We start from the raw sequence: 20,118 nt of genomic DNA, 5'->3' as shown, positions 1-20,118 counted from the left end.
GAAAAGTCCCCCTTAGAAGGGGGCAGGGGGATGACAAACGGAAACTATAGAACTTACACGCTAACTATAGCAACAGAAAATTCCCCTCTTGGGAGGGGTAGGGGTGGGTTAAAACAGAAACTATAAAATGATAGCCTCAACTATAGCGACAGCTGGAAAGCTCCTTCCCATGTTTTTAGGGGAAGGGGCCCTCGATAAAAGGGGAAGGCTGGGAAGGGTTAAAACGCCAACAATAAAACGGTAGCCTCAAATATAACAGCATCCAAAAACTCCCTCTCCTGTCTTTAGGAGAGGGCTGGGGTGAGGTAAACAAAAAAGCCCTCCGTTTCCGAAGGGCTTATCTTTATGCTTTTACTTTTACCTTAGCAGGTTTCAGTTTTATAATGCTCAGTTTATTTAATGTCCAGATAACAGGCCAGGTTGGGTCTACTTCCCACCATTTTACGCCGAAGTTAACGCGGTTTGGTAATTTGTGGTGATTGTTCTGGAACAGCTCGCCACCTGTTAAGAAGTCGAAGAAAAGCGAGTTACGTGACTTGTCGTTGTTATCGAAGTTCTGGTAACCGTATTTGTGGCCGCTCCAGTTTACGATAGCACCATGCACCGGACCCATCAAAAAGTGGATTGGAAGTAACAGGTACATCCACCAGTACTCAGCAAACTGAATGTAGAACAATACATAAAGCACACCCCAGCCAATTCGGGAGAAGTAAGAATCACCAAGCTTTTCGATCGCATTCCAGACAGGATAATTGCCCTCGAAACGGCGCTCTGCCTCCACGCGGTTGTTCAGTACATCGTTGTAGATATTTTTAGTCTTCCACATCATTGTAAAGGCATTGTTTGAGAAGTGCGGAGAGTGTGGGTCGCGCTCAGTATCAGAAAATGCGTGGTGCATGCGGTGCAAAATAGCATAGGCACGCGGCGACAGGAACGAAGAACCCTGTGCAATATAGGTCAGCAGGTAAAATGCTTTTTCCCAGAACGGATTCATGGTAAACATTTTATGCGCTGCATAGCGGTGCAGGAAAAACGTCTGTACAAATAGGGATAAGTACCAGTGTACTAAAAAGAAAATCAGGATAGCCATTAAAGCGTATGTGTTGAATTATGTATGATTGGGTAACTATAAGTAATAGTTCTTGTTACTGCCGCAAAATTACAACAGGTTTCACAATCAAAATAGCCTGAACAGTATAAAAGTTCAGAAAGGTGATAAGAATCAGGTTTTCTTAATGACTAATGATTAAAGATGAATGAATAATAAGGTAAATATTACTCATTACTCATTACTCATTACTCATTACTCATTACTATCTATTCATTAACTAAAGGCTTTCCAGACTGCGGCGGCAGGTAAGGGGGCGCTTACGGTTATAGTTGTTTTAAGGGTTGGATGCTCGAATTGCAGTTGCCGGGCGTGTAGTGCAATACTTTTATCAGGCAATGGCTGGGCGGCACCGTACTTGAGGTCGCCAACTATAGGGCAGCGCATAGAGGCAAGCTGTACGCGTATCTGGTGCGGACGTCCGGTTATGGGGTTCACTTCTAAAAGGTATCTGCCTTGTTGTGCACCCAGTAGTTTATAGTTTAGCTCTGAGCGCTGGCCTGCCGCATTCTCTTTTGCAAAAGCCTTTGTTACGTTTTTAGAGGAGTCTTTCACAAGCCAGTGTACCAATGTGCCGCTTTCCTGTTGAGGCTTGTTTAAAACGATAGCCCAGTAAATTTTGCGGGTTTTCTTGCTCCTGAAAAGCTCGTTCAGTCGGGCCAGTGCTTTCGATGTTTTGGCCATCAGCACCACACCACTTACCGGCCTGTCGAGGCGGTGAACCACACCTATAAATACATTGCCGAGTTTGTTATACTTCTCTTTAATGTACTCTTTTGCCAGGTCAGCCAGTGTAATGTCGCCTGTTTCGTCGCCATGCACCAGCAAGCCAGCAGGCTTATTTACTACCAGCACATGGTTATCCTCAAAAAGTACGTCTAAAGCCATAGGCTTTTTAATGAGTAATGAGTAATGAACAATGATTAATAGAATGAGGGTTACTTTGCAACAAACTATAATTAGTCATTACTCATTAAACCATTATTCCTTAATTAGTATGCTTCTTTTTCGTTCGGGAAATCGCGGTCTTTTACGTCTTTAATGTAGTTCTGAACGGCATCTGTCATAATGGTGTGCAGATCGGCGTAGCGGCGCAGAAAGCGGGGTTTAAATTCTTTGTTGATGCCCAGCATATCGTGTACTACCAGTACCTGGCCATCAACATGCGGGCCGGCGCCAATACCAATGATTGGAATTTCCAAGGATTCTGCAACGCGTTTTGCCAGCTCAGACGGGATTTTTTCCAGAACTATAGCAAAACAACCTAGCTCCTGAAGCAACTGTGCATCCTCTATCAGTTTCTGTGCTTCGGCTTCTTCTTTAGCGCGAACTGTGTAAGTGCCAAATTTATAAATAGACTGTGGAGTTAGCCCTAAGTGTCCCATTACCGGTACACCAGCGCTGAGTATGCGTGTAATAGATTCTTTTATCTCAGCACCACCTTCCAGTTTCACGCCATGCGCCCCGGACTCTTTCATAATGCGGATTGCTGAACGAAGCGCTTCAGATGAATTGCCCTGGTAAGAACCAAATGGCATATCTACCACTACAAAAGCACGCTTTGTACCCCTTATCACCGACTGGGCATGATAGATCATCTGGTCCAGGGTAATAGGCAGGGTGGTTTCGTGACCGGCCATAACGTTTGATGCCGAGTCGCCTACCAAAATCACATCAATCCCGGCCGCGTCCAGAATAGTAGCCATGGAAAAATCGTAGGCGGTTAGCATTGATATTTTTTCGCCGCGCTCCTTCATGTTCTGCAACTGGTGCGTGGTGATCACTTTTACATCGCTTTTTTTCTGAACTGACATATGCTTTCGTAATTTTTTGTAAAACTATAAAACTTCCGAAACAATAACAGCCACTCAGGGGTGGCTGTTATTGTTTATCTGTAGTTTATTCCTGAAGAGGAAGATCTCTTTGTTAATTTCAGATCTCGTAGCAGTGAAGACCGGGCATTTATAGTTATGTTATATCCTCTCACATACCCGAAAGGTGTCCAGCTTATGCTCATGTCCCAGCAGTGCAAATCCCGGTGAATGTTGAGTCGTGCACTTGCAATCTGCTGCTCCACTAAGTCGTAATGGGCATAATAGCTGATTTTCCATTTATCTGTGATATTCAGGTCGCCATCTACGCCCAGGGTGTTGTTTATTGTGTTCTCGGCCCGGCCTAAACCACGATTGAAGTTGACAGTATAGTCAATACTCAGTGTCCACGGAATTTTAAAGTCTACATACTGCGGCTCGAATGGGTTGGTGTCCTGGCCAAGGGTGGGCAGGTTGCTCGGTACAGAAGTATCAGACCGCCGTGCCTCCGGGTTTAAGTTTGCGCTTATCTGCAGGCCTGCATTGGTAAGCCGGGCTGGTTTAAAACCCGGTCCACTTAACAGGTAACGATCTATGTTTCTGCCTAGCGAGTCTGTTTGGTAAGGGTTAAAGTTTGATGTAAAGCCTACATTTATGATCTTAAACAGGCGGGTGTTCATGTTTAAAGAGATCTGACTCATTTTAAGCGAGTCGGCTGCAAAATTGTATCCCCCACGTATGCCCAGGTTATCTATGATGCTGACCTTCTCAAAGGTTTTGCCAGTTGTATCAGACTTAGCCTTTACCTTCATCTCGATGTTGTTCTGTAAACCGAAACTCAGGAAACTCTGCAGTCCTGTGCTTGGTGCTCCTGATTCGAAGCGGCTCAGTTGCTGATAAACAGGTCTGCCGTTATTGTCCTCGCCAAGGTACAGGTTCTGGTAAAACCCGAAGAACGGATCTCCGAAATCAGGTTGATAACTATACGATAAAGATGGTCTGATCATGTGGCGGATCGCTTCCACGCGTTTGCCACGCACGTAAACCGTACCATAAATATTAGTGCTTAAAGAGGCACCTGCACTATAGTTGTAAACCCTGCCAAACCTTGTGGTGTCAACATCTACGGCGTTAGAATCGGGGTTGTAAGTGTAGGTAAATTTCCTATCGACCCATCTTTCGCTGTAGCTTACACTTGGCGATAGGTTAAAGTACTTGAACAGCTTGTAACTGCCCAGGCCAATGTTAAAGTTATGGGTAGCAGACCGGCGGCCGTTTTTCCATAGAGCCTGAAAATCATTTAAGCTTATAGTATCTGCCTCGGCGCTGGCCCCTATAATACCAACATCTCCAAATCTGTTAGAAGCGCCAAATCTGTTTCTTCCGGCTTCTATCCGCTGAGATATTTCGTTGCTAGCCGTAAAGTTATAGCCAAATGTGAAGTCTTCGTACCAGCGACCTGTAGGTACATTTTTAGTGAGAACTTCATACAAGCTAACCGAGGTCATACCGAAGCTGACATCCGGCAATACAAAGTTCATCAGTCCGCCTGAGGTCTGGCCTTGTCTTAATTTTACAGAGTAGCTGAAAGGCGAGTTCTGTATGTTTTTCTGGTAAGAGATACTGGAGTTAAAGGTAGCAGCTAATCTGTCGGCAGTAGAGTTATAGCCTGCTATACGGTTGTGTTGTCCTGTGCTGGCATCTACGCTGGCTGTAAGGCGGCCTTTTCCGGGCTTTGTTACAGGGCTGTGTGTCCATCTTATTCTATAGGTTCTTTCAGATGGTGGTAAAATTCCCGGAAGGTCATTCGTAGATCTGCTTCCGCCTCTGTCAGCTTCGTCGTACTTAAAATAAGTGTGGTCGATCCCGAAAGAGCCCTGGTAAGCGTAACGTTTTCTATAGTCAGCACTAAGACGAAGATCGTACCCGCCAAGGGAGTAAACATCGCCGGTCAGGCTGGCACCTATATAATCATTCAGAGCCAGGTAATATCCACCGTTCATCAGGTAAAAACCGCGCAGCGAGTTTTCGCCAAAGCTGGGAACTATAACCCCCGAAGAGCGATTGTTTTTTGGCGTAGGAAACAATCCGAACAGGAAGCCCAGCGGAGTAGGAATATCACCAATAACCAGGTTAAACGGACCTGACATGACTTTATCGTTCGGGATAGCTTTTATTTTGCCGGCACTGATATAAAAGTGCGGGTGTGCCAGGTTACAGGTGGTATATTTATTATGTAAGCCAAAAATTTCGTTGGCTTCGTTCTTTTTTACCAGTTCTGAGTGTATAAAACCTTCGCCTTGCTGCGTTACTACTTCAGCAATGCGGCCGCGTTTGGTTTTAAAGTTGTAAGCTATGCGTTTGGCAGAATAAGATTCGGCACCATCCACAAAAACCGGAACGCCAATGTCTTTGCCTGTTGAGTCGGTAAGGGAGGTAGCAGTAAGCAGGTTGGTCTCGTAATCGATTTTGATGTAAGCCGCCTGAAGCGACATGGAGCCATAGTTGATCTTGGCATCGCCGTAAAGGTGAACTATTTTGCTGGTGGCTTCCAGCTGAATAGAATCTCTGGCCGAATATTTGATTGTCGTCTCGATGTCGCCTTGCGGGGCAGCCAGTCTAACAGAATCCTGCTTTACCGTATCTTGTTTTGCACTTGCAGGACGCAGGGTACGAGGCATGATCTGGCCTGTCGCCAGCAGAGGAGAAAGTACGGCGAGCTGCACGAGCAGCAAAAAAATCAAAATGTGTCGCAACTTCTTCAGACTTCCCTAAAGTTTTATTTAATTTGTACAAAGTTATTGTTTAACTTTTAACTAACGAGCGTTGTGAGAAATATTGTTACTATTTCAGTTTTAGCCCTGGTATTCTTCTTGCTTTCATCCAATAAACTGGAGTACCGCAAAGACTACAAAGTTCGCACAGTGGTAATAGACGCCGGCCACGGAGGTAAAGACATAGGGTGTAACGGCAGGAACTCCCATGAGGCAGATGTGGCGTTAAGCCTTGCCTTACAGGTAGGTAGCCTGATCGAGAAAAATATCCCGGACGTAAAAGTAGTTTATACCCGCAAAACCGACACTTTTGTTGAGTTGATAGACCGGGCCGGTGTCGCTAACAAAAACAACGCTGATCTTTTTATTTCTATTCACCTGAACTCAGGCCCTGCTGCGGCTTATGGTACCGAAACCTATGCGATGGGTCTTCATACGTCTAAAGGCAACCTGGATGTTGCCAAGCGCGAAAACTCCGTAATCCTGCACGAAGACAACTATAAAGAGAACTATGGTGGCTTTGATCCTAACTCTCCGCAAAGCCATATTCTGTTTACCCTGCACCAGAGTGCGTACATGGATAACAGCCTGCGCTTTGCCCAGAAAGTAGAGAATGAGTTTAAAATGAGAGTAGGCAGGCACAGCCGCGGCGTAAAGCAGGCAGGCTTCCTGGTGCTCTGGAAATCCTATATGCCAAGCGTGCTGATAGAGTGCGGTTTCCTTACAAATCCTACCGAAGAAAAATTTCTTAACGATAAGACCGGCCAATCGTATATGGCATCAGGTATATATCGTGCTTTCAAGGATTATAAAAAAGAGCTGGAAGCCATGAACTAATACAGCACTTAAAAACCCTTTGTGAAAATATCTAAAGAAATAAAAGTAGCGCTGCTCGGTATTGTAGCACTTGTAATCCTATACTTCGGGTTTATGTTCCTGAAAGGGGCAGACCTGTTCTCTGATACCAGGACCTTCCAGATAGTATATAGTAACGTGGACGGCCTTACAGCTTCAAATCCTGTCATGCTGAACGGCGTGCAGGTTGGTTCTGTGCAGAAAATGAAACTCCTGCCGAAAGAACATAACAATATACTTGTTGAGATCGAGGTTCAGGGTGATATACAGGTGGGAGATTCAACTATAGCAGCGCTTGCCAGTTCTGACCTTTTAGGCAGCAAGGCTATCATACTTTACCTGGGCAACAGCAAAAAGATTTATAAAGGTGGCGAGCGCCTTATTGCTTATAACGAAAAAAGCATTGCCGATATGCTGACAACCAAAGCAGTACCGGTAATTGACAAAGTTGATACTACCCTTGCCCGCGTAAACCGCCTCCTCGACAGCGAAGCAAAGCAGAATCTCCAGCTTATACTGGCCAATACGCAGGCATCTACTGAAGCTCTGAACCAGATGCTGCGCGCCAACCAGAAAAATATAAACGAAATTACAGCCAACACCAACAGGCTGATGTCATCCTTGTTACAGACACAGCGCCACATAGATCGTATTGCCCTGAACATGGCCGAAATAACGGATACGCTGAAGCAGGCTGAAGTTAACAAACTGGTTGATAACGCTAATAAAGCAGTGGTAGAGATGCAGCAAACAGTTGCCAAGCTTAACTCTAACGAGGGCTCAATGGGTAAACTGATGAACGACGATGCGCTTTACCAGAACATGACACGTTCTACGGAGGCATTAAATATGCTTTTGCGCGACATACAGGCTTATCCGAAACGCTATGTCCAGTTCTCGCTGATCGGCAGAAAAGACAAGTATAAAATAGATGCAACCGGCCGTGTAATAACTTTGGAAGAAGTAAAAGAGATGCAGGATGAGAACCCGGATGAGTTCAGAAAACCTGTACCGGATACCCTTAAGATTCCGCTGAAACCAGACACAACAAAAGTGAAATAAGGCTATATAAAATTGTATATTTGTGAAATCCGCTTTTGGGCGGATTTTTCTTTGTAAGTCCCTAAATACAACCCTACCTTTCATGGATATCGAATTTAACAAAAACGAAGACTCCTTAAAACAGCTTACTTATCAGCTTAAATCCAAACTAAAGAAAGTATACCTGGGTGGTGGCGAAAAGCGCATTGCCAAAGAGCATGAAAAAGGCAAAATGACAGCCCGCGAGCGCATCGCTTACCTGATTGATGAAGGCTCGGAGTTTCTGGAAGTAGGTGCGTTTGCCGGCGACGGCATGTACCCCGAAGTAGGTGGATGCCCGAGCGGTGGTGTAGTAACTGGTATTGGGTATATAAAAGGACGGCAGTGCGTTATAGTTGCCAACGATGCCACTGTTAAAGCCGGAGCCTGGTTCCCGATCACAGCCAAGAAAAACCTGCGTGCCCAGGAAATATCCATCGAAAATAAACTGCCTATAGTTTACCTGGTGGATAGTGCCGGCGTGTTTTTGCCAATGCAAAACGAGATTTTCCCGGATAAAGAGCACTTTGGCCGCATGTTCCGCAACAACGCTGTTATGAGCTCGATGGGCATTGTGCAGATCGCGGCTATTATGGGTAGCTGTGTGGCTGGTGGCGCGTATTTGCCTATTATGAGCGACGAAGCTTTGATAGTGGAAGGTACAGGTTCTGTGTTTCTGGGTGGTTCTTACCTGGTTAAATCTGCCATTGGTGAAACGATTGATAACGAAACACTTGGCGGTGCAACTACGCATTGCGAGATTTCCGGGGTTACAGACTATAAATGTAAAGACGACAAAGAAGCGCTGGATCATATCCGCACTATTTTCGATAAGTTGGGCGATAACCCGAAAGCCGGCTTTAGTCGTGTAGAGCCAGCTGCTCCGAAGCTGGACGAACAGGAAATTTACGGCATACTTCCTTCTGACCGCACTAAGCCTTACGACATGATGGACATCATCAACCGTTTGGTGGATAACTCTGAATTTGAGCCATACAAAGAACTATACGGCCAGTCGCTGATCTGCGGGTTAGGTCGCATTGATGGCTGGGCAGTTGGTATAGTTGCCAACCAGCGCAAAATAGTAAAGAGCAAGAAAGGCGAAATGCAGATGGGGGGTGTAATCTACTCCGACTCAGCAGACAAGGCAGCACGCTTTATCATGAACTGCAACCAGAAGAAAATTCCGCTGGTGTTTTTGCAGGACGTATCCGGGTTTATGGTTGGTAGCAAGGCCGAGCACGGCGGCATTATAAAAGATGGCGCTAAAATGGTGAATGCCATGGCTAACTCTGTAGTTCCTAAAATAACGATACTGATAGGTAACAGCTATGGCGCGGGTAATTACGCGATGTGCGGTAAAGCTTACGATCCACGTTTGATCTACTCATGGCCTACAGCGCAATTGGCTGTTATGAGCGGCGCGGCCGCAGCCAATACGCTTCTGCAGATCCAGGTATCCGCATTAAAGGCAAAAGGAGAAGAAATTACCCCGGAAGCAGAGCAGGAATTACTGGAGCGCATTAAAGCAAAGTATAACGAAGAACTGTCACCTTATTACGCGGCCGCTCGTTTATGGGTAGATGGTATCATTGATCCACTGGAAACACGTAAAGTGATATCTATGGGAATAGAAGCTGCCAACCACGCCCCAATTGAAAGACCATACAACGTAGGCGTGATTCAGACGTGATAGTTTAATTAATAATGAATAATGATGAATGAATAATTTCTTTTGAACCAAATGTTGATGATATGTATTGAAGTTGAAATTCAATACATCGGGGATGGAAAAGAAAGAAAATATAATTCAAAGTAAGTCTTTTGACTTTGCAGTACAAATTGTGTTGTTGTGTAACAAATTAGCTGAAGAGAAACGGGAGTTTATACTTTCAAAACAACTGATGCGAAGCGGAACATCTATAGGCGCTAATGTAGAAGAAGCTATTGGTGGTATATCAACTGCAGATTTCTCAGCTAAGATAAGTATAGCATATAAAGAGGCGCAGGAAACCAGCTACTGGTTGCGGTTATTACATGCGACTGCTTACATAGACCAAATAACATTTGATACGATGCATTCTGCTTATGTCGAAATAAGTAAAATCCTTTTCTCGATATTAAGGTCATCTGGAAGAATTAGAAGCTAAACTCAGGAATGATTAATGAGTAATTACGAATGAATAATAAGACCATTAGCTTACTCATTAAAAATCAGTCATTACTCATTATTAATTAATCATTAAGTATTCATTACTCATTAATAATTACTCATTAGCTTGACAAAGAAGGAAATAAAGGCGCTTATCTCGCTGTTGGATGATTCGGATTATGAGGTAGCGCAGCATGTGGAGAAGAAAATTATTTCATTAGGCGAAGGTGCTATCCCATTACTGGAGGAGGAGTGGGAAGAAACGCTGAACACCGATCTGCAGAAAAAGATAGAGGACCTTATCCATGATATGCAGTTTAATGGCCTGCTGCGCCGTTTGCAGGAGTGGAAAGAGGAAGGTGCTACCGATCTGCTGAAAGGGATGTGGCTGGTAAACGCTTACATGTACCCGGATGTAGACTTTGGTTCCATCTCCAAAACAATGGACCAGTTGTACTTTGATGTCTGGGCCAACATGCGGGACGACATGCACCCCTATGACCAGGTGAAGTCTTTGAATAATGTGTTGTTCCGGGAAAAGAAGTTTACAGCCAATACAAAAAATTTCCATTCGCCGGCCAATTCTATGTTGCACCTGGCCCTGGAGACAAAACGGGGTAATCCGCTTACGCTTTGCGTTATTTATATGGTTATTGCGCAGCGGCTGGGCTTTCCGGTTTTCGGTGTAAACCTGCCGAACCTGTTTATACTTACCTATAAAATGGACGGAGTGCAGTTCTACATCAACGTCTACAACAAAGGGCTCATTCTTTCCAAAGCCGATATCGACAACTATATTCTGCAGCTGAACCTGAACCCGGTTGATATTTTCTACGAGCCTACTTCTAACCTGGAAATCGTAAAACGTGCCCTTCGCAACCTGGCCTTCTCCTTCGAGAAAATGAAAGACCTGGAAAAAGCCACCGAAGTAACCAAACTGCTCACCGCCATCACGGACGATGATCCAGCTATTTAGTAGAAGGACTTGATGAAAATAGCTCTAAATATTTTATTGGTGCTTCTTGTTCTGTTAGTGATACTAAATTCTTTGTTTTGGCTGTTGCTTACAGCTTCGGGACATAATATCCCTGTGAGTACTACTAATTCAATAGGGTGTATTTATTTGATGTTAGGAATATTAATTATCGGAATTATCTACTTTAAGAACAGACACAATAAACAGGATTAGTACACTTGCTGTTGTTTTTATTAGTAACTCTAAGTTCTGTAGTAAAGAAGACCCAACTATACTTAATAAATATAGATCATGGCAGAATTCTGGGAAGCAAGTTTTATGGAGAAGCAGGCTATGTGGGGGTTCGAGCCATCAGAATCAGCTATAGTTGCAAACAACCTTTTTAAAGAAAAGCAGCTCCAGAATATCCTGGTTCCCGGATTCGGGTATGGCAGAAATGCACAGTTGTTTCGCGAGAACGGGATGAATGTGACCGGTATTGAAATCTCCCAAACGGCCATCGACCTGGCAAAAGCACATTACGGATCGGATCTGAAAATTTATCATGGTTCGGTTACGGATATGCCTTTTGACGACGTGCTGTATGATGGCATTTTCTGTTATGCCCTAATCCATTTGCTTGATCAAGAAGAAAGACAAAAGCTCTTAGACGATTGCTATAAGCAGCTAAGACCAGGCGGTTGGATGGTTTTTGTGGCAGTGTCCACTAAGTCTCCAAACTATGGCTCAGGCAGGCAGTTAAGCAGAAACCGTTTCGAGATTTTTGAAGGTGTGCAGATGTACTTCTATGATGAAGATGCGGTTAAACAGGAATTCGGCAAGTTTGGATTGGTTGACTTTACCGAAATTGAGGAGCCAATGAAGAATATGCCTGGCAAACCACCGCTCAGATTCTATTTTGTAACCTGCAGAAAATAAGGATAGCCATAGTGCACTCGCTCGCGTCGCGTTCCTGATTTGATACTTTAAATCTGCTAACTGCTCTTCCGTATTTCTTAAAAGCAATTCATAGCCAAACTAAAAATTCATAAACACAAAAGCCGCTCCTAAAATATAAGAGCGGCTTTTGTGTTTATAGTTTAAACTATAGTTTAATACTTCCTGATCAGACAACCGGTGGCGCGTTTGTCGGCTATAGTTACAGCGCGGTTGGCCAATACCTCATCTATCACGTTTTTAAGATAGGGGTTTTTCGCGCCGCTTTCTACCTGTGGGTTATCGTCAATAGCTCCTTTGTACTTTAATATAAAGCTGTCGCCTGTGTTGTGGAGTACAAATGCCTCAGGTGTTTTAGTGGCGCCAAAACGGGAGCTCACTTTTTGCCCTTCATCGGCCAGGTAGGGGAATCTATAGTTCTTAGCGGCCATATCTTCCAGCGTTTCACTACCCTCACCGAGGCCTACGCCCGGGTTAACGAAAATGAACTGGACACCTTTGCTGGCATACGCACCAGATAAAGTTAGCAGGCGGTTCTCGTATAATTTGGCATACGGGCAGGTGTTGTTCGTAAAAACCAGTACCACAGTTTTGCTGTTTGCAAAGTCGCTCAGCGATACCTGTGTGTTGCCCACACCCTGCAGCGTAAAGTCTGCGACCTTGTCACCTAGTTGGTAACTGCTGTTTTGGGCAAATGCGCTCACCGTAAGCAAAAAAACAGCGGCAAGAGTTGCTAAAAATTTCATGTTTATAGTTCGTTAGTAGAATTATCGATGCAATAAGTAAGTATGTGTTGCTGTAAAACCTCGTAGTGTACCTGATACAATTTAGAAAAATTATCGGTCTGCACACGCCCCCACAGCAAATTATCTGTTTCAGGATCGGGTTGTAGCAATAAGTTCTCTTTAAAGAACAGTTTACGTTGGCTATACATTTTATACAATGTTTCTTTGGCGCTCCAGTATAAACAGGTCTTGTCAGCTTCGTTACAAGTAAAGTTCTTCTCGTCTTCGCTTAAAAACTTGTGAGCCACGCGCAGCGCCTTCGGGCTTAGTAATTCAACATCTATGCCAACTTCAAATTTATCAGAAACTATAACTGCAGCCAACCCCGGCGAATGGCTGATCGATACAAAGTAAGGTGCCTGCTCAAATACCGGTTTGCCATTTTCATTGCGCAGAACTATAGGTGTATCCGAAGTAAACTGTTGCAGCAAGCTATAAATCAGCACACGGCTGGCCAGCCACTCTGCCTGCCGCCTCGGGTGAGCCTGCTCCAGCATCAGTTCCGGGGAAATTCCGGAGGGCAGGGCAAGCAAAAGCGCATCGGCGCGTTCTGTTATAGACCACGCACCAAGTACAGTATGCTCGTTTAGCTGGCGGGTAAAGAGTAGGGGCATAAGTAAAGTAAAGCCGGTGCTTTTTGTAGGGCTGCCGGGTAAATCGTAAATTTAGGTAAAATTTAACTTACGCTGATTTCACAAATGGCGAGCAAAGTACAAGTACAGAAAATAGCCACCCTGACCGGTCATCGCGACTGTGTTTATAGTTTAGAGCAATCTGGTAGCGAAACGCATTTTTATTCTGCCGCAGGCGATGGCATGATCGTGCGCTGGGATTTTAACGACCCTGAGCAGGGCGAACTGATTGCCCGTACCGAAAGCTCTGTTTACGCCATCAAATACATACCGGACCGAGACCTGCTGTTGGTTGGCCAGAACAATGAAGGCCTGCACGTGATCGATGTAAAACAGAAAACTATAGTTAAATCGGTGCCGCTGCCCAAAGTGCCAATTTTTGATATAGCTTATGTGGCTGAGCTGAATAAAGTTTATGTGGGCCTGAAAAACGGTGGAATTGCTATAGTTGCTGCCGATACTTTTGAGCTGGAAACTATAGTTCGGAAATCAGAAAAAAGTGTGCGCAGCCTGGCTTACAATGCTAAAACCAACGAGCTGGCAGCCGGCTACAGCGACCACACCGTACGCATTTTTGATGCCTCCACAATGGATTTGAATTATGAGCTGCAGAACCATACCAACTCGGTGTTTACTATAGTTTACTCACCGGATGGCGAACTGCTGTTAACGGGTGGTCGTGATGCGCACCTTAGAGTTTGGGAAGCACAGAACAACTATAAGGAGCGTGGCTACGTGATCGCGCACATGTATACGATCAACAACATCGTCTATAGCCCTGATGGCCGCTACTTTGCCACCTGCAGCATGGACAAATCGGTGAAGGTCTGGGATGCCGAAACCTTTAAGTTGTTGAAAGTGATCGATAAAGTTCGGAATGCAAGCCACGGCACATCGGTTAATAAATTATTTTGGTCGGCTCACAAGAATCAGTTAGTTTCGTGTAGCGATGACCGCACCATTTCGGTTTGGGATATAAATTTTGATGCATTATGAAGATTACACCGTTAGATATCAGGCAGAAAACGTTTGAGAAGGCTTTCAGAGGACTGGACAAGGATGAAGTAAACGCATTTTTGCTTACGCTGTCGCAGCAGTGGGAGAAAATGATGGATGAAAATAAAGACCTCCGCATGAAGCTGGACGCCGCCAACCGCGAAACCCAGAAGCTGCGCGAAGTGGAATCATCGCTATATAAAACGCTTAAAACTGCCGAAGATACCGGGAACAATATTTTAGAGCAGGCTACTAAGTCAGCTGAACTGCGTGCCCGCGAAGCAGAGCTTCAGGCAAACGAGCTCTTAAACAAAGCCCGCAACCAGGCACGCCAGGTATTGGAAGATGCCGGCCGCCAGACCGAGAAAATGGTAGCAGAAATGCAGGAAGAAGTGAAGAGCCTGGAGCAGGAATACCAGCGTATGGAAGGCTATTTGGATACCCTTGTTCGTGATCTGAAAAACCTTGCGAATGATGCGCTGGATAAAGTTGAACGCACAAAAGCTAAACCAAAGAGTTCAGTAAACAGTATGCTTTCAAGAGCGGCTAATGTTAACATAGATAACACAGAGCTGCTGAAAACCTTGAAAGATATGGACATCACAACCGAAACGATACAGCAGCAGATACCTGCTTCTACTGCAGCTAATGCACCGATTGCAGTACAAAATAACGGCAAAGAATATAATCCACTTGGCGACCCGGCACCAGACGTAACCCAACCGCACCCTGAAATCCCGAACCCGGTAACGCCAATGCCTAATGTGCCTTCGCCTGAAGTTGAGCCTATAAAGCCGGACTACCCGGGTCGTGTGCCAGCTCCGGATATTGAGAAGCCTGTACCTGAAATTAAACCGGTTCAGCCGGACAAGCCTGAAATACAGCCACCTATGACAGAGCCATCGCGTAATGCTTATGCTACTAACGGAGCAGCTGTTAAGCAGAACGGTTCTTTCTTCGACGAGATAGGCTAAGCGGGAATGGGGCAGATCGCACTGGAGGGCATGGAATTCTTTGCCTTTCATGGGTTTTACGACGAAGAGCAGAAGATCGGAAACAAGTACGGCATTGACCTGACGATAAATACTGACCTGCGCCGCGCCGCCGAAACAGATGATTTGCATGAAACAGTAAACTATGAAGTGCTTTATGCGCTGGTGCTGGAAGAAATGAGAACTCCCGCAAGGTTACTGGAGCATCTCGGCATCCGCATCATCGACAAGGTTTATGACAAGTTTCCGTTTGTGCAGTCGGTGAAGGTGAGTGTATACAAGTATAACCCGCCGCTCGGAGGTATTTGTAAATGGGCAAAGGTTACACTGGAAGAAGCTCGTTAGAACAAAGATTTTAAGATACTTATTGATGCAGAGACAGCTGGTTCAGAAATGAGCTGGCTGTTTTTGTTTCAAGTCTGAACCGGGATTAAGTGAGATTTAAGCGATTTTTAGGAGAAAGGGTATTGCCATAGTTGCAGCTATAGTTTTATAGTTGCGGTGGTCCAACCACCCCGTCATCTCCTCAGGTCTACACTCGCTGCCTTCGAAGTTGTTTCCCGATAGCCTAAGGCGGGGGCTGCAACTACTCCCTATTTTTTGTCACCCTGAAAGGATCTTGGTTGAAGGAAGATAGGCTATATTGTTAAGGCTATAGTTCTATAGTTTTACCCCATCCCAGCCTTCCCCTAAAAACAGGGGAAGGAGCTTTCGAGCTGTCGCTATAGTTGAGGCTATCATTTTATAGTTTCGGTTTTAACCCACCCCTGCCCCTCCCGGGAGGGGAATTTCGGCTATAGTTATAGTTTGAATTATCGTGCTATAGTTGCTGATTTACACTCCCGTAGTCCCCTCAAGGGTAGGGGCATTAAAGAGGTTGAATTTAATGGGATCGGCCCTGCCCTCTTCTGAGGGAGGCTTTCTGCTACTTGCCCAACTGTCATTTCGACCAGCGGGAGAAATCTGAATTAGCTATAGTTACAGTCCATCCACGGACAGGACAGGTTTACCTGTCCCTACGGAACTATAACCACGATAAGGCGATGCAACTATAGCCTTTCAAACTATAGCAACTATAGCTATCGATCTGATCACAGTCTTTGGGTTGAGCGCCTTTGATTTGTTGCGGTGCCGTCAGGCAACCCGAGGAATGAGGGTAGCAAGAAAGCAGCAGCGCGATGCCCGAAGACGGGGCCTCCCGGCCGTGAGGGCACCAAAGGAAACTATAGAACAATAAATAGGCTAGAGCTCCCAGGATTAGAAGTAACTATAGAAGAAAAGGCTTGGTTCAAAGAGGAAACTATCAAACTATAGCACTCAGATTTCTCCTAACGTCGAAATGACAAAAGAGAAACCATAAGGCACATAAGATCCCCAGGCTTAGACCGGAATGACAAGAGCCATCTATAGACTATAACACATCAACTAACCCAGCTATAAACCAACTATAGCAACTAACAAATCCTCTGAGAAACTGTTAAATCACGGGAAGATGCTGGCACGAACTGCCTTACAAGGTTAAACCCGACAACGAACAAGATTATTTGCAGAAATAGCCTTACCTTTGCACCATGGTTATAAAAACCATCAGAAGAATATTTTAAATCCTTAACTATAAACTACATGGCAACCGGATTTTTTAAAGTACCAACACCCATAAACGAACCTGTAAAGTCTTATGCACCGGGCTCGCCGGAGCGCGAAGAACTGCAGCGCACTTATAAAGAACTGAAGTCGAAAGAGATCGATGTGCCGATGTACATTGGTGGCGACAAAGTTTATACCGATAAAAAGAAGCCGATGCTTCAGCCGCATGATCACAAGCACATACTGGGGCATTTCAGCGAAGGCGATGCAACACACGTGGAACAGGCTATTAATGCTGCACTTGCTGCGCGTGAAGACTGGGCAAACATGGGCTGGGAGCACCGCGCATCTATTTTCTTAAAAGCTGCCGAATTATTGGCTGGTCCCTGGAGAGCAAGATTGAATGCCGCTACTATGCTGGGGCAGTCTAAAAATGCTTACCAGGCGGAGATTGATTCTGCCTGTGAACTGATCGACTTCCTGCGCTTTAACGTGCAGTACATGACGGAGATTTACCAGATGCAGCCGGAATCTTCTCCGGGCGTTTGGAACCGCATGGAGCACCGCCCGCTGGAAGGTTTTGTGTTTGCCTTAACGCCATTCAACTTTACAGCTATTGCCGGTAACCTGCCTGCTTCGGTTGCCATGATGGGTAACGTAGTGGTTTGGAAGCCTGCTAATACACAGATCTATGCTGCTCAGGTGATCATGGAATTGTTCCGCGAAGCTGGCCTGCCGGATGGTGTTATTAACCTGGTTTATGTAGATGGCCCGACTGCCGGTGATGTTATCTTTAACCACGCTGATTTTGCAGGTATCCACTTTACAGGTAGCACAGGCGTATTCCAGAACATCTGGAAAACGATTGGTACCAACATCCATAAGTACAAAACGTACCCGCGTATAGTTGGCGAAACAGGTGGTAAAGACTTTATACTTGCCCACCGCTCTGCCGATGCCAAAGCACTGGCTACAGGTATCGTTCGTGGTGCATTCGAGTACCAGGGCCAGAAATGCTCTGCTGCGTCGCGTGCCTACATCCCAAGCAACCTGTGGGATGAAGTAAAAGGCTATATCATCGAAGACCTGAAAACCTTTAAAATGGGTGCTCCGGAAGATTTCAGCAACTTCATTAACGCCGTGATCGATGAGAAGTCTTTTGACAAGATTGCCAAGTATATTGATAATGCGAAAAACAGCAACGAAGTAGAGATCATTGCAGGTGGCGGTTACGACAAGTCAAAAGGTTACTTTATAGAGCCGACGGTGCTGCTGTCGCATAACCCGACTTATGTTACCATGTGCGAAGAGATTTTCGGGCCGGTTATCTCGATCTATGTGTATGACGAAAATAACTTCGAAGAAACTATAGAACTGGTTAACTCGACTTCGCCTTACGCACTTACCGGTGCAATTTTCAGCCAGGACCGCTACGCAGCAGAATACGCTACGAAAAAGTTAGATCAGGCTGCCGGTAACTTCTATATCAACGACAAACCGACAGGAGCCGTTGTTGGGCAGCAGCCGTTTGGTGGCGCGCGTGCCTCCGGTACGAACGACAAAGCTGGCTCTATGCTGAACCTGCTGCGTTGGGTATCAGCCCGTTCTATCAAAGAAACATTTGTGCCGCCGGTAGATTACCGTTACCCTTTCTTGGGCGAGAATAAATAATAAATCTATAGTTTAGATAAAGGGCCGTACTCTAAAAAGTGCGGCCCTTTGTTTTATTATATTTGCATTTAGATAAATTACACTGCTGTGAAAAGTGAGATAAATCATGCTTTTCACACCAATTTCCAGTCAACTTATACTTTTGATTGTTGGCTATTTATCCCTAATTTTGCTCCTAAATTTCAAGAAAGAATTACAACTTTATGGAAACTACTGTGAATCAGTACTTACCGTCTGACTACCTGCCGATTCTGATACAATTTGCAGCGGCCATTGGCTTTGTGATTTTTGCATTGGTGGCAACACACATGCTTGGCCCTAAGCGCAGCAGTGCTGTTAAAGATGCTGCCTGGGAAAGTGGTATCGAGTCAGTAGGTGATGCGCGTACGCCAATATCTTACAAGTACTTCATGACGGCCATCCTTTTCGTGCTTTTTGATGTGGAAATCATCTTTATGTACCCTTGGGCGGTCAATTTCAGAGAGTTTGGTGTGGAAGGTTTCCTGCAGATGCTTTTATTCCTTGGTTTGCTGATGTCCGGCTTCTTCTACGTGCTGAAGAAGGGTATTTTGAAGTGGGAATAGATTAAACTATTACAAGAACATTATTGTTAGAGCAAGAGGCCCTGAAAAGCCTTTTCGTACAACAAAATTCAACTCTGAAATGAGCGATTCTAATAAAGATATTAAAATGGCAGAAGCCCCGGAAGGTTATACCGGCGCGGGTTTTTTTGCTACATCGTTTGAGAAAGTAATTGGTCTGGCCCGTGCGAACTCGCTCTGGCCGTTGCCTTTTGCTACCTCGTGCTGCGGTATCGAATTCATGGCTACCATGGGCGCGCATTACGATATTTCACGTTTCGGTTCTGAGCGACCAAGCTTCTCGCCACGTCAGGCAGATATCCTGCTGGTTATGGGAACTATAGCTAAGAAAATGGGGCCTGTTGTAAAGCAGGTATACGAGCAGATGTCTGAGCCGCGCTGGGTAGTAGCTGTTGGTGCCTGTGCTACGTCAGGTGGTATTTTTGATACATATTCTGTACTACAGGGCATTGACCGTGTAGTGCCTGTGGATGTGTACGTGCCTGGTTGTCCGCCACGCCCGGAGCAGATACTGGATGGTTTGATGCGTGTGCAGGATTTAGCTAAAAACGAATCACTCCGCCGCCGCAACTCACCGGAGTATCAGGCTCTTTTGGAATCTTACAATATTAAATAAGCATCATGGAGCTTACGAACGAAAACGTACTCGGTAAGATCATAGAACAGTTTGGCGAAGAGAACATCACGGATGCAATGAATCCGGATGGGATCATGACGTTCCAGACAAACCGCCAGACCATTCATGAGCTGATAAAGTACCTGCGCGACGACAAGGAACTGCAGATCAGTTTCCTGACTACGATGTGCGGTGTGCATTATCCGGAGCAGAAAGACAAGGAGCTTTGCATGATGTATCAGTTGCATAGCTTGCGTCATAATTACCGCTTGCGCATTAAAGTATACTTCCCGATCTCGGACCCGGTAATGCCTACCCTGACGGACCTTTACGCTGCTGCCAACTGGATGGAGCGCGAAGCCTACGACTTTTATGGTATTGTATTCGCCGGTCATCCGAACCTGATCCGCATCCTGAATGTGGAGGATATGGAGTACCACCCGATGCTGAAGCAGTACCCGCTGGAAGATCAGACACGAGAAGATAAGGTAAATACATTTTTCGGCCGTTAAGCCGGTTTTGCTGCCAGTTTATAGTTGGCGGCT

The 20,118-nt window shown here is 45.3% G+C and carries 19 protein-coding genes; 13 read left to right on the top strand and 6 right to left on the bottom strand.

What is annotated here, in order from left to right; translation table 11 throughout:
• Positions 1-343: 343 nt before the first annotated feature.
• From GSQ66_RS11140 to GSQ66_RS11125, 4 genes are all read right to left on the bottom strand, one after another.
• Positions 344-1,090 (bottom strand): acyl-CoA desaturase, encoded by a 747-nt coding sequence (locus GSQ66_RS11140; protein WP_162427542.1) that lies wholly within the window; start codon positions 1,088-1,090, stop codon positions 344-346.
• A gap of 234 nt (positions 1,091-1,324) precedes the next feature.
• Entirely contained in the window at positions 1,325-1,996 is a 672-nt protein-coding gene (locus GSQ66_RS11135; RefSeq protein ID WP_162427541.1) for an RluA family pseudouridine synthase, read from the bottom strand.
• Between the two features lie 104 nt (positions 1,997-2,100).
• Positions 2,101-2,922 carry a 3-methyl-2-oxobutanoate hydroxymethyltransferase gene (gene panB, locus GSQ66_RS11130; protein WP_162427540.1) on the bottom strand — a complete coding sequence of 274 codons (822 nt, stop codon included), beginning with the start codon at positions 2,920-2,922 and terminating at the stop codon, positions 2,101-2,103.
• Between the two features lie 74 nt (positions 2,923-2,996).
• Positions 2,997-5,645 (bottom strand): putative LPS assembly protein LptD, encoded by a 2,649-nt coding sequence (locus GSQ66_RS11125; RefSeq protein ID WP_162427539.1) that lies wholly within the window; start codon positions 5,643-5,645, stop codon positions 2,997-2,999.
• A gap of 102 nt (positions 5,646-5,747) precedes the next feature.
• Between GSQ66_RS11125 and GSQ66_RS11120 the strand changes: the two genes are divergently transcribed.
• The 6 genes from GSQ66_RS11120 to GSQ66_RS11095 all read left to right on the top strand — a co-directional run bounded on the left by GSQ66_RS11120 (position 5,748) and on the right by GSQ66_RS11095 (position 11,674).
• Positions 5,748-6,530: an N-acetylmuramoyl-L-alanine amidase family protein gene (locus GSQ66_RS11120; protein WP_162427538.1), complete on the top strand. Its 783-nt coding sequence runs from the start codon at positions 5,748-5,750 to the stop codon at positions 6,528-6,530.
• A 21-nt stretch (positions 6,531-6,551) separates the two neighbouring features.
• Positions 6,552-7,610: an MlaD family protein gene (locus tag GSQ66_RS11115; protein ID WP_162427537.1), complete on the top strand. Its 1,059-nt coding sequence runs from the start codon at positions 6,552-6,554 to the stop codon at positions 7,608-7,610.
• An 82-nt stretch (positions 7,611-7,692) separates the two neighbouring features.
• Positions 7,693-9,321 carry an acyl-CoA carboxylase subunit beta gene (locus GSQ66_RS11110; RefSeq protein ID WP_162427536.1) on the top strand — a complete coding sequence of 543 codons (1,629 nt, stop codon included), beginning with the start codon at positions 7,693-7,695 and terminating at the stop codon, positions 9,319-9,321.
• Between the two features lie 94 nt (positions 9,322-9,415).
• Entirely contained in the window at positions 9,416-9,778 is a 363-nt protein-coding gene (locus GSQ66_RS11105) for a four helix bundle protein (RefSeq protein ID WP_162427535.1), read from the top strand.
• A gap of 129 nt (positions 9,779-9,907) precedes the next feature.
• Entirely contained in the window at positions 9,908-10,756 is an 849-nt protein-coding gene (locus GSQ66_RS11100; protein WP_162427534.1) for a transglutaminase-like domain-containing protein, read from the top strand.
• Positions 10,757-11,047: 291 nt separating this feature from the next.
• Positions 11,048-11,674, top strand: a complete 627-nt coding sequence (locus GSQ66_RS11095; protein ID WP_162427533.1) for a class I SAM-dependent methyltransferase — start codon at positions 11,048-11,050, stop codon at positions 11,672-11,674.
• A 173-nt stretch (positions 11,675-11,847) separates the two neighbouring features.
• On the opposite strand, the gene GSQ66_RS11090 is transcribed toward GSQ66_RS11095, so the two are convergent.
• Positions 11,848-12,438: a thioredoxin family protein gene (locus GSQ66_RS11090; RefSeq protein WP_162427532.1), complete on the bottom strand. Its 591-nt coding sequence runs from the start codon at positions 12,436-12,438 to the stop codon at positions 11,848-11,850.
• Positions 12,439-12,440: 2 nt separating this feature from the next.
• Positions 12,441-13,091, bottom strand: coding sequence for a 4'-phosphopantetheinyl transferase superfamily protein (locus tag GSQ66_RS11085; protein WP_162427531.1), 651 nt, complete (start codon positions 13,089-13,091; stop codon positions 12,441-12,443).
• 84 nt (positions 13,092-13,175) lie between these two features.
• Here GSQ66_RS11085 and GSQ66_RS11080 point away from each other — a divergent pair, with 84 nt between their 5' ends.
• The 7 genes from GSQ66_RS11080 to GSQ66_RS11050 all read left to right on the top strand — a co-directional run bounded on the left by GSQ66_RS11080 (position 13,176) and on the right by GSQ66_RS11050 (position 20,085).
• The gene (locus GSQ66_RS11080) at positions 13,176-14,105 is read left to right on the top strand and encodes a WD40 repeat domain-containing protein (RefSeq protein WP_162427530.1); all 930 of its coding nucleotides are present in this window, start codon (positions 13,176-13,178) and stop codon (positions 14,103-14,105) included.
• Positions 14,102-15,079: a DivIVA domain-containing protein gene (locus GSQ66_RS11075; protein ID WP_162427529.1), complete on the top strand. Its 978-nt coding sequence runs from the start codon at positions 14,102-14,104 to the stop codon at positions 15,077-15,079. The genes GSQ66_RS11080 and GSQ66_RS11075 overlap by 4 nt, the downstream gene beginning before the upstream one ends.
• A 6-nt stretch (positions 15,080-15,085) precedes the next feature.
• Positions 15,086-15,442, top strand: coding sequence for a dihydroneopterin aldolase (folB, locus tag GSQ66_RS11070; protein WP_162427528.1), 357 nt, complete (start codon positions 15,086-15,088; stop codon positions 15,440-15,442).
• Positions 15,443-16,720: 1,278 nt separating this feature from the next.
• Positions 16,721-18,355 (top strand): L-glutamate gamma-semialdehyde dehydrogenase, encoded by a 1,635-nt coding sequence (gene pruA, locus GSQ66_RS11065; RefSeq protein WP_162427527.1) that lies wholly within the window; start codon positions 16,721-16,723, stop codon positions 18,353-18,355.
• A gap of 203 nt (positions 18,356-18,558) precedes the next feature.
• Positions 18,559-18,939: an NADH-quinone oxidoreductase subunit A gene (locus GSQ66_RS11060; RefSeq protein WP_162427526.1), complete on the top strand. Its 381-nt coding sequence runs from the start codon at positions 18,559-18,561 to the stop codon at positions 18,937-18,939.
• A gap of 79 nt (positions 18,940-19,018) precedes the next feature.
• Positions 19,019-19,573: an NADH-quinone oxidoreductase subunit B gene (locus GSQ66_RS11055; protein ID WP_162427525.1), complete on the top strand. Its 555-nt coding sequence runs from the start codon at positions 19,019-19,021 to the stop codon at positions 19,571-19,573.
• Between the two features lie 5 nt (positions 19,574-19,578).
• Positions 19,579-20,085: an NADH-quinone oxidoreductase subunit C gene (locus GSQ66_RS11050; RefSeq protein ID WP_162427524.1), complete on the top strand. Its 507-nt coding sequence runs from the start codon at positions 19,579-19,581 to the stop codon at positions 20,083-20,085.
• Positions 20,086-20,118 lie beyond the last annotated feature (33 nt).

The organism is Pontibacter pudoricolor, assembly GCF_010092985.1.
Lineage (GTDB): Bacteria > Bacteroidota > Bacteroidia > Cytophagales > Hymenobacteraceae > Pontibacter > Pontibacter pudoricolor.
This window is presented reverse-complemented; position numbering and strand designations above follow the sequence as displayed.

Excerpts from the sequence above, each read along its gene's own strand:
- GSQ66_RS11140 (WP_162427542.1), bottom strand. The coding sequence starts at position 1,090 with ATGGCTATCCTGATTTTCTTTTTAGTACACTGGTACTTATCCCTATTT.
- GSQ66_RS11135 (WP_162427541.1), bottom strand. The coding sequence starts at position 1,996 with ATGGCTTTAGACGTACTTTTTGAGGATAACCATGTGCTGGTAGTAAAT.
- panB (WP_162427540.1), bottom strand. The coding sequence starts at position 2,922 with ATGTCAGTTCAGAAAAAAAGCGATGTAAAAGTGATCACCACGCACCAG.
- GSQ66_RS11110 (WP_162427536.1), top strand. The coding sequence starts at position 7,693 with ATGGATATCGAATTTAACAAAAACGAAGACTCCTTAAAACAGCTTACT.
- GSQ66_RS11105 (WP_162427535.1), top strand. The coding sequence starts at position 9,416 with ATGGAAAAGAAAGAAAATATAATTCAAAGTAAGTCTTTTGACTTTGCA.
- GSQ66_RS11095 (WP_162427533.1), top strand. The coding sequence starts at position 11,048 with ATGGCAGAATTCTGGGAAGCAAGTTTTATGGAGAAGCAGGCTATGTGG.
- GSQ66_RS11090 (WP_162427532.1), bottom strand. The coding sequence starts at position 12,438 with ATGAAATTTTTAGCAACTCTTGCCGCTGTTTTTTTGCTTACGGTGAGC.
- GSQ66_RS11085 (WP_162427531.1), bottom strand. The coding sequence starts at position 13,091 with ATGCCCCTACTCTTTACCCGCCAGCTAAACGAGCATACTGTACTTGGT.
- GSQ66_RS11080 (WP_162427530.1), top strand. The coding sequence starts at position 13,176 with ATGGCGAGCAAAGTACAAGTACAGAAAATAGCCACCCTGACCGGTCAT.
- GSQ66_RS11075 (WP_162427529.1), top strand. The coding sequence starts at position 14,102 with ATGAAGATTACACCGTTAGATATCAGGCAGAAAACGTTTGAGAAGGCT.
- folB (WP_162427528.1), top strand. The coding sequence starts at position 15,086 with ATGGGGCAGATCGCACTGGAGGGCATGGAATTCTTTGCCTTTCATGGG.
- pruA (WP_162427527.1), top strand. The coding sequence starts at position 16,721 with ATGGCAACCGGATTTTTTAAAGTACCAACACCCATAAACGAACCTGTA.
- GSQ66_RS11060 (WP_162427526.1), top strand. The coding sequence starts at position 18,559 with ATGGAAACTACTGTGAATCAGTACTTACCGTCTGACTACCTGCCGATT.
- GSQ66_RS11055 (WP_162427525.1), top strand. The coding sequence starts at position 19,019 with ATGAGCGATTCTAATAAAGATATTAAAATGGCAGAAGCCCCGGAAGGT.
- GSQ66_RS11050 (WP_162427524.1), top strand. The coding sequence starts at position 19,579 with ATGGAGCTTACGAACGAAAACGTACTCGGTAAGATCATAGAACAGTTT.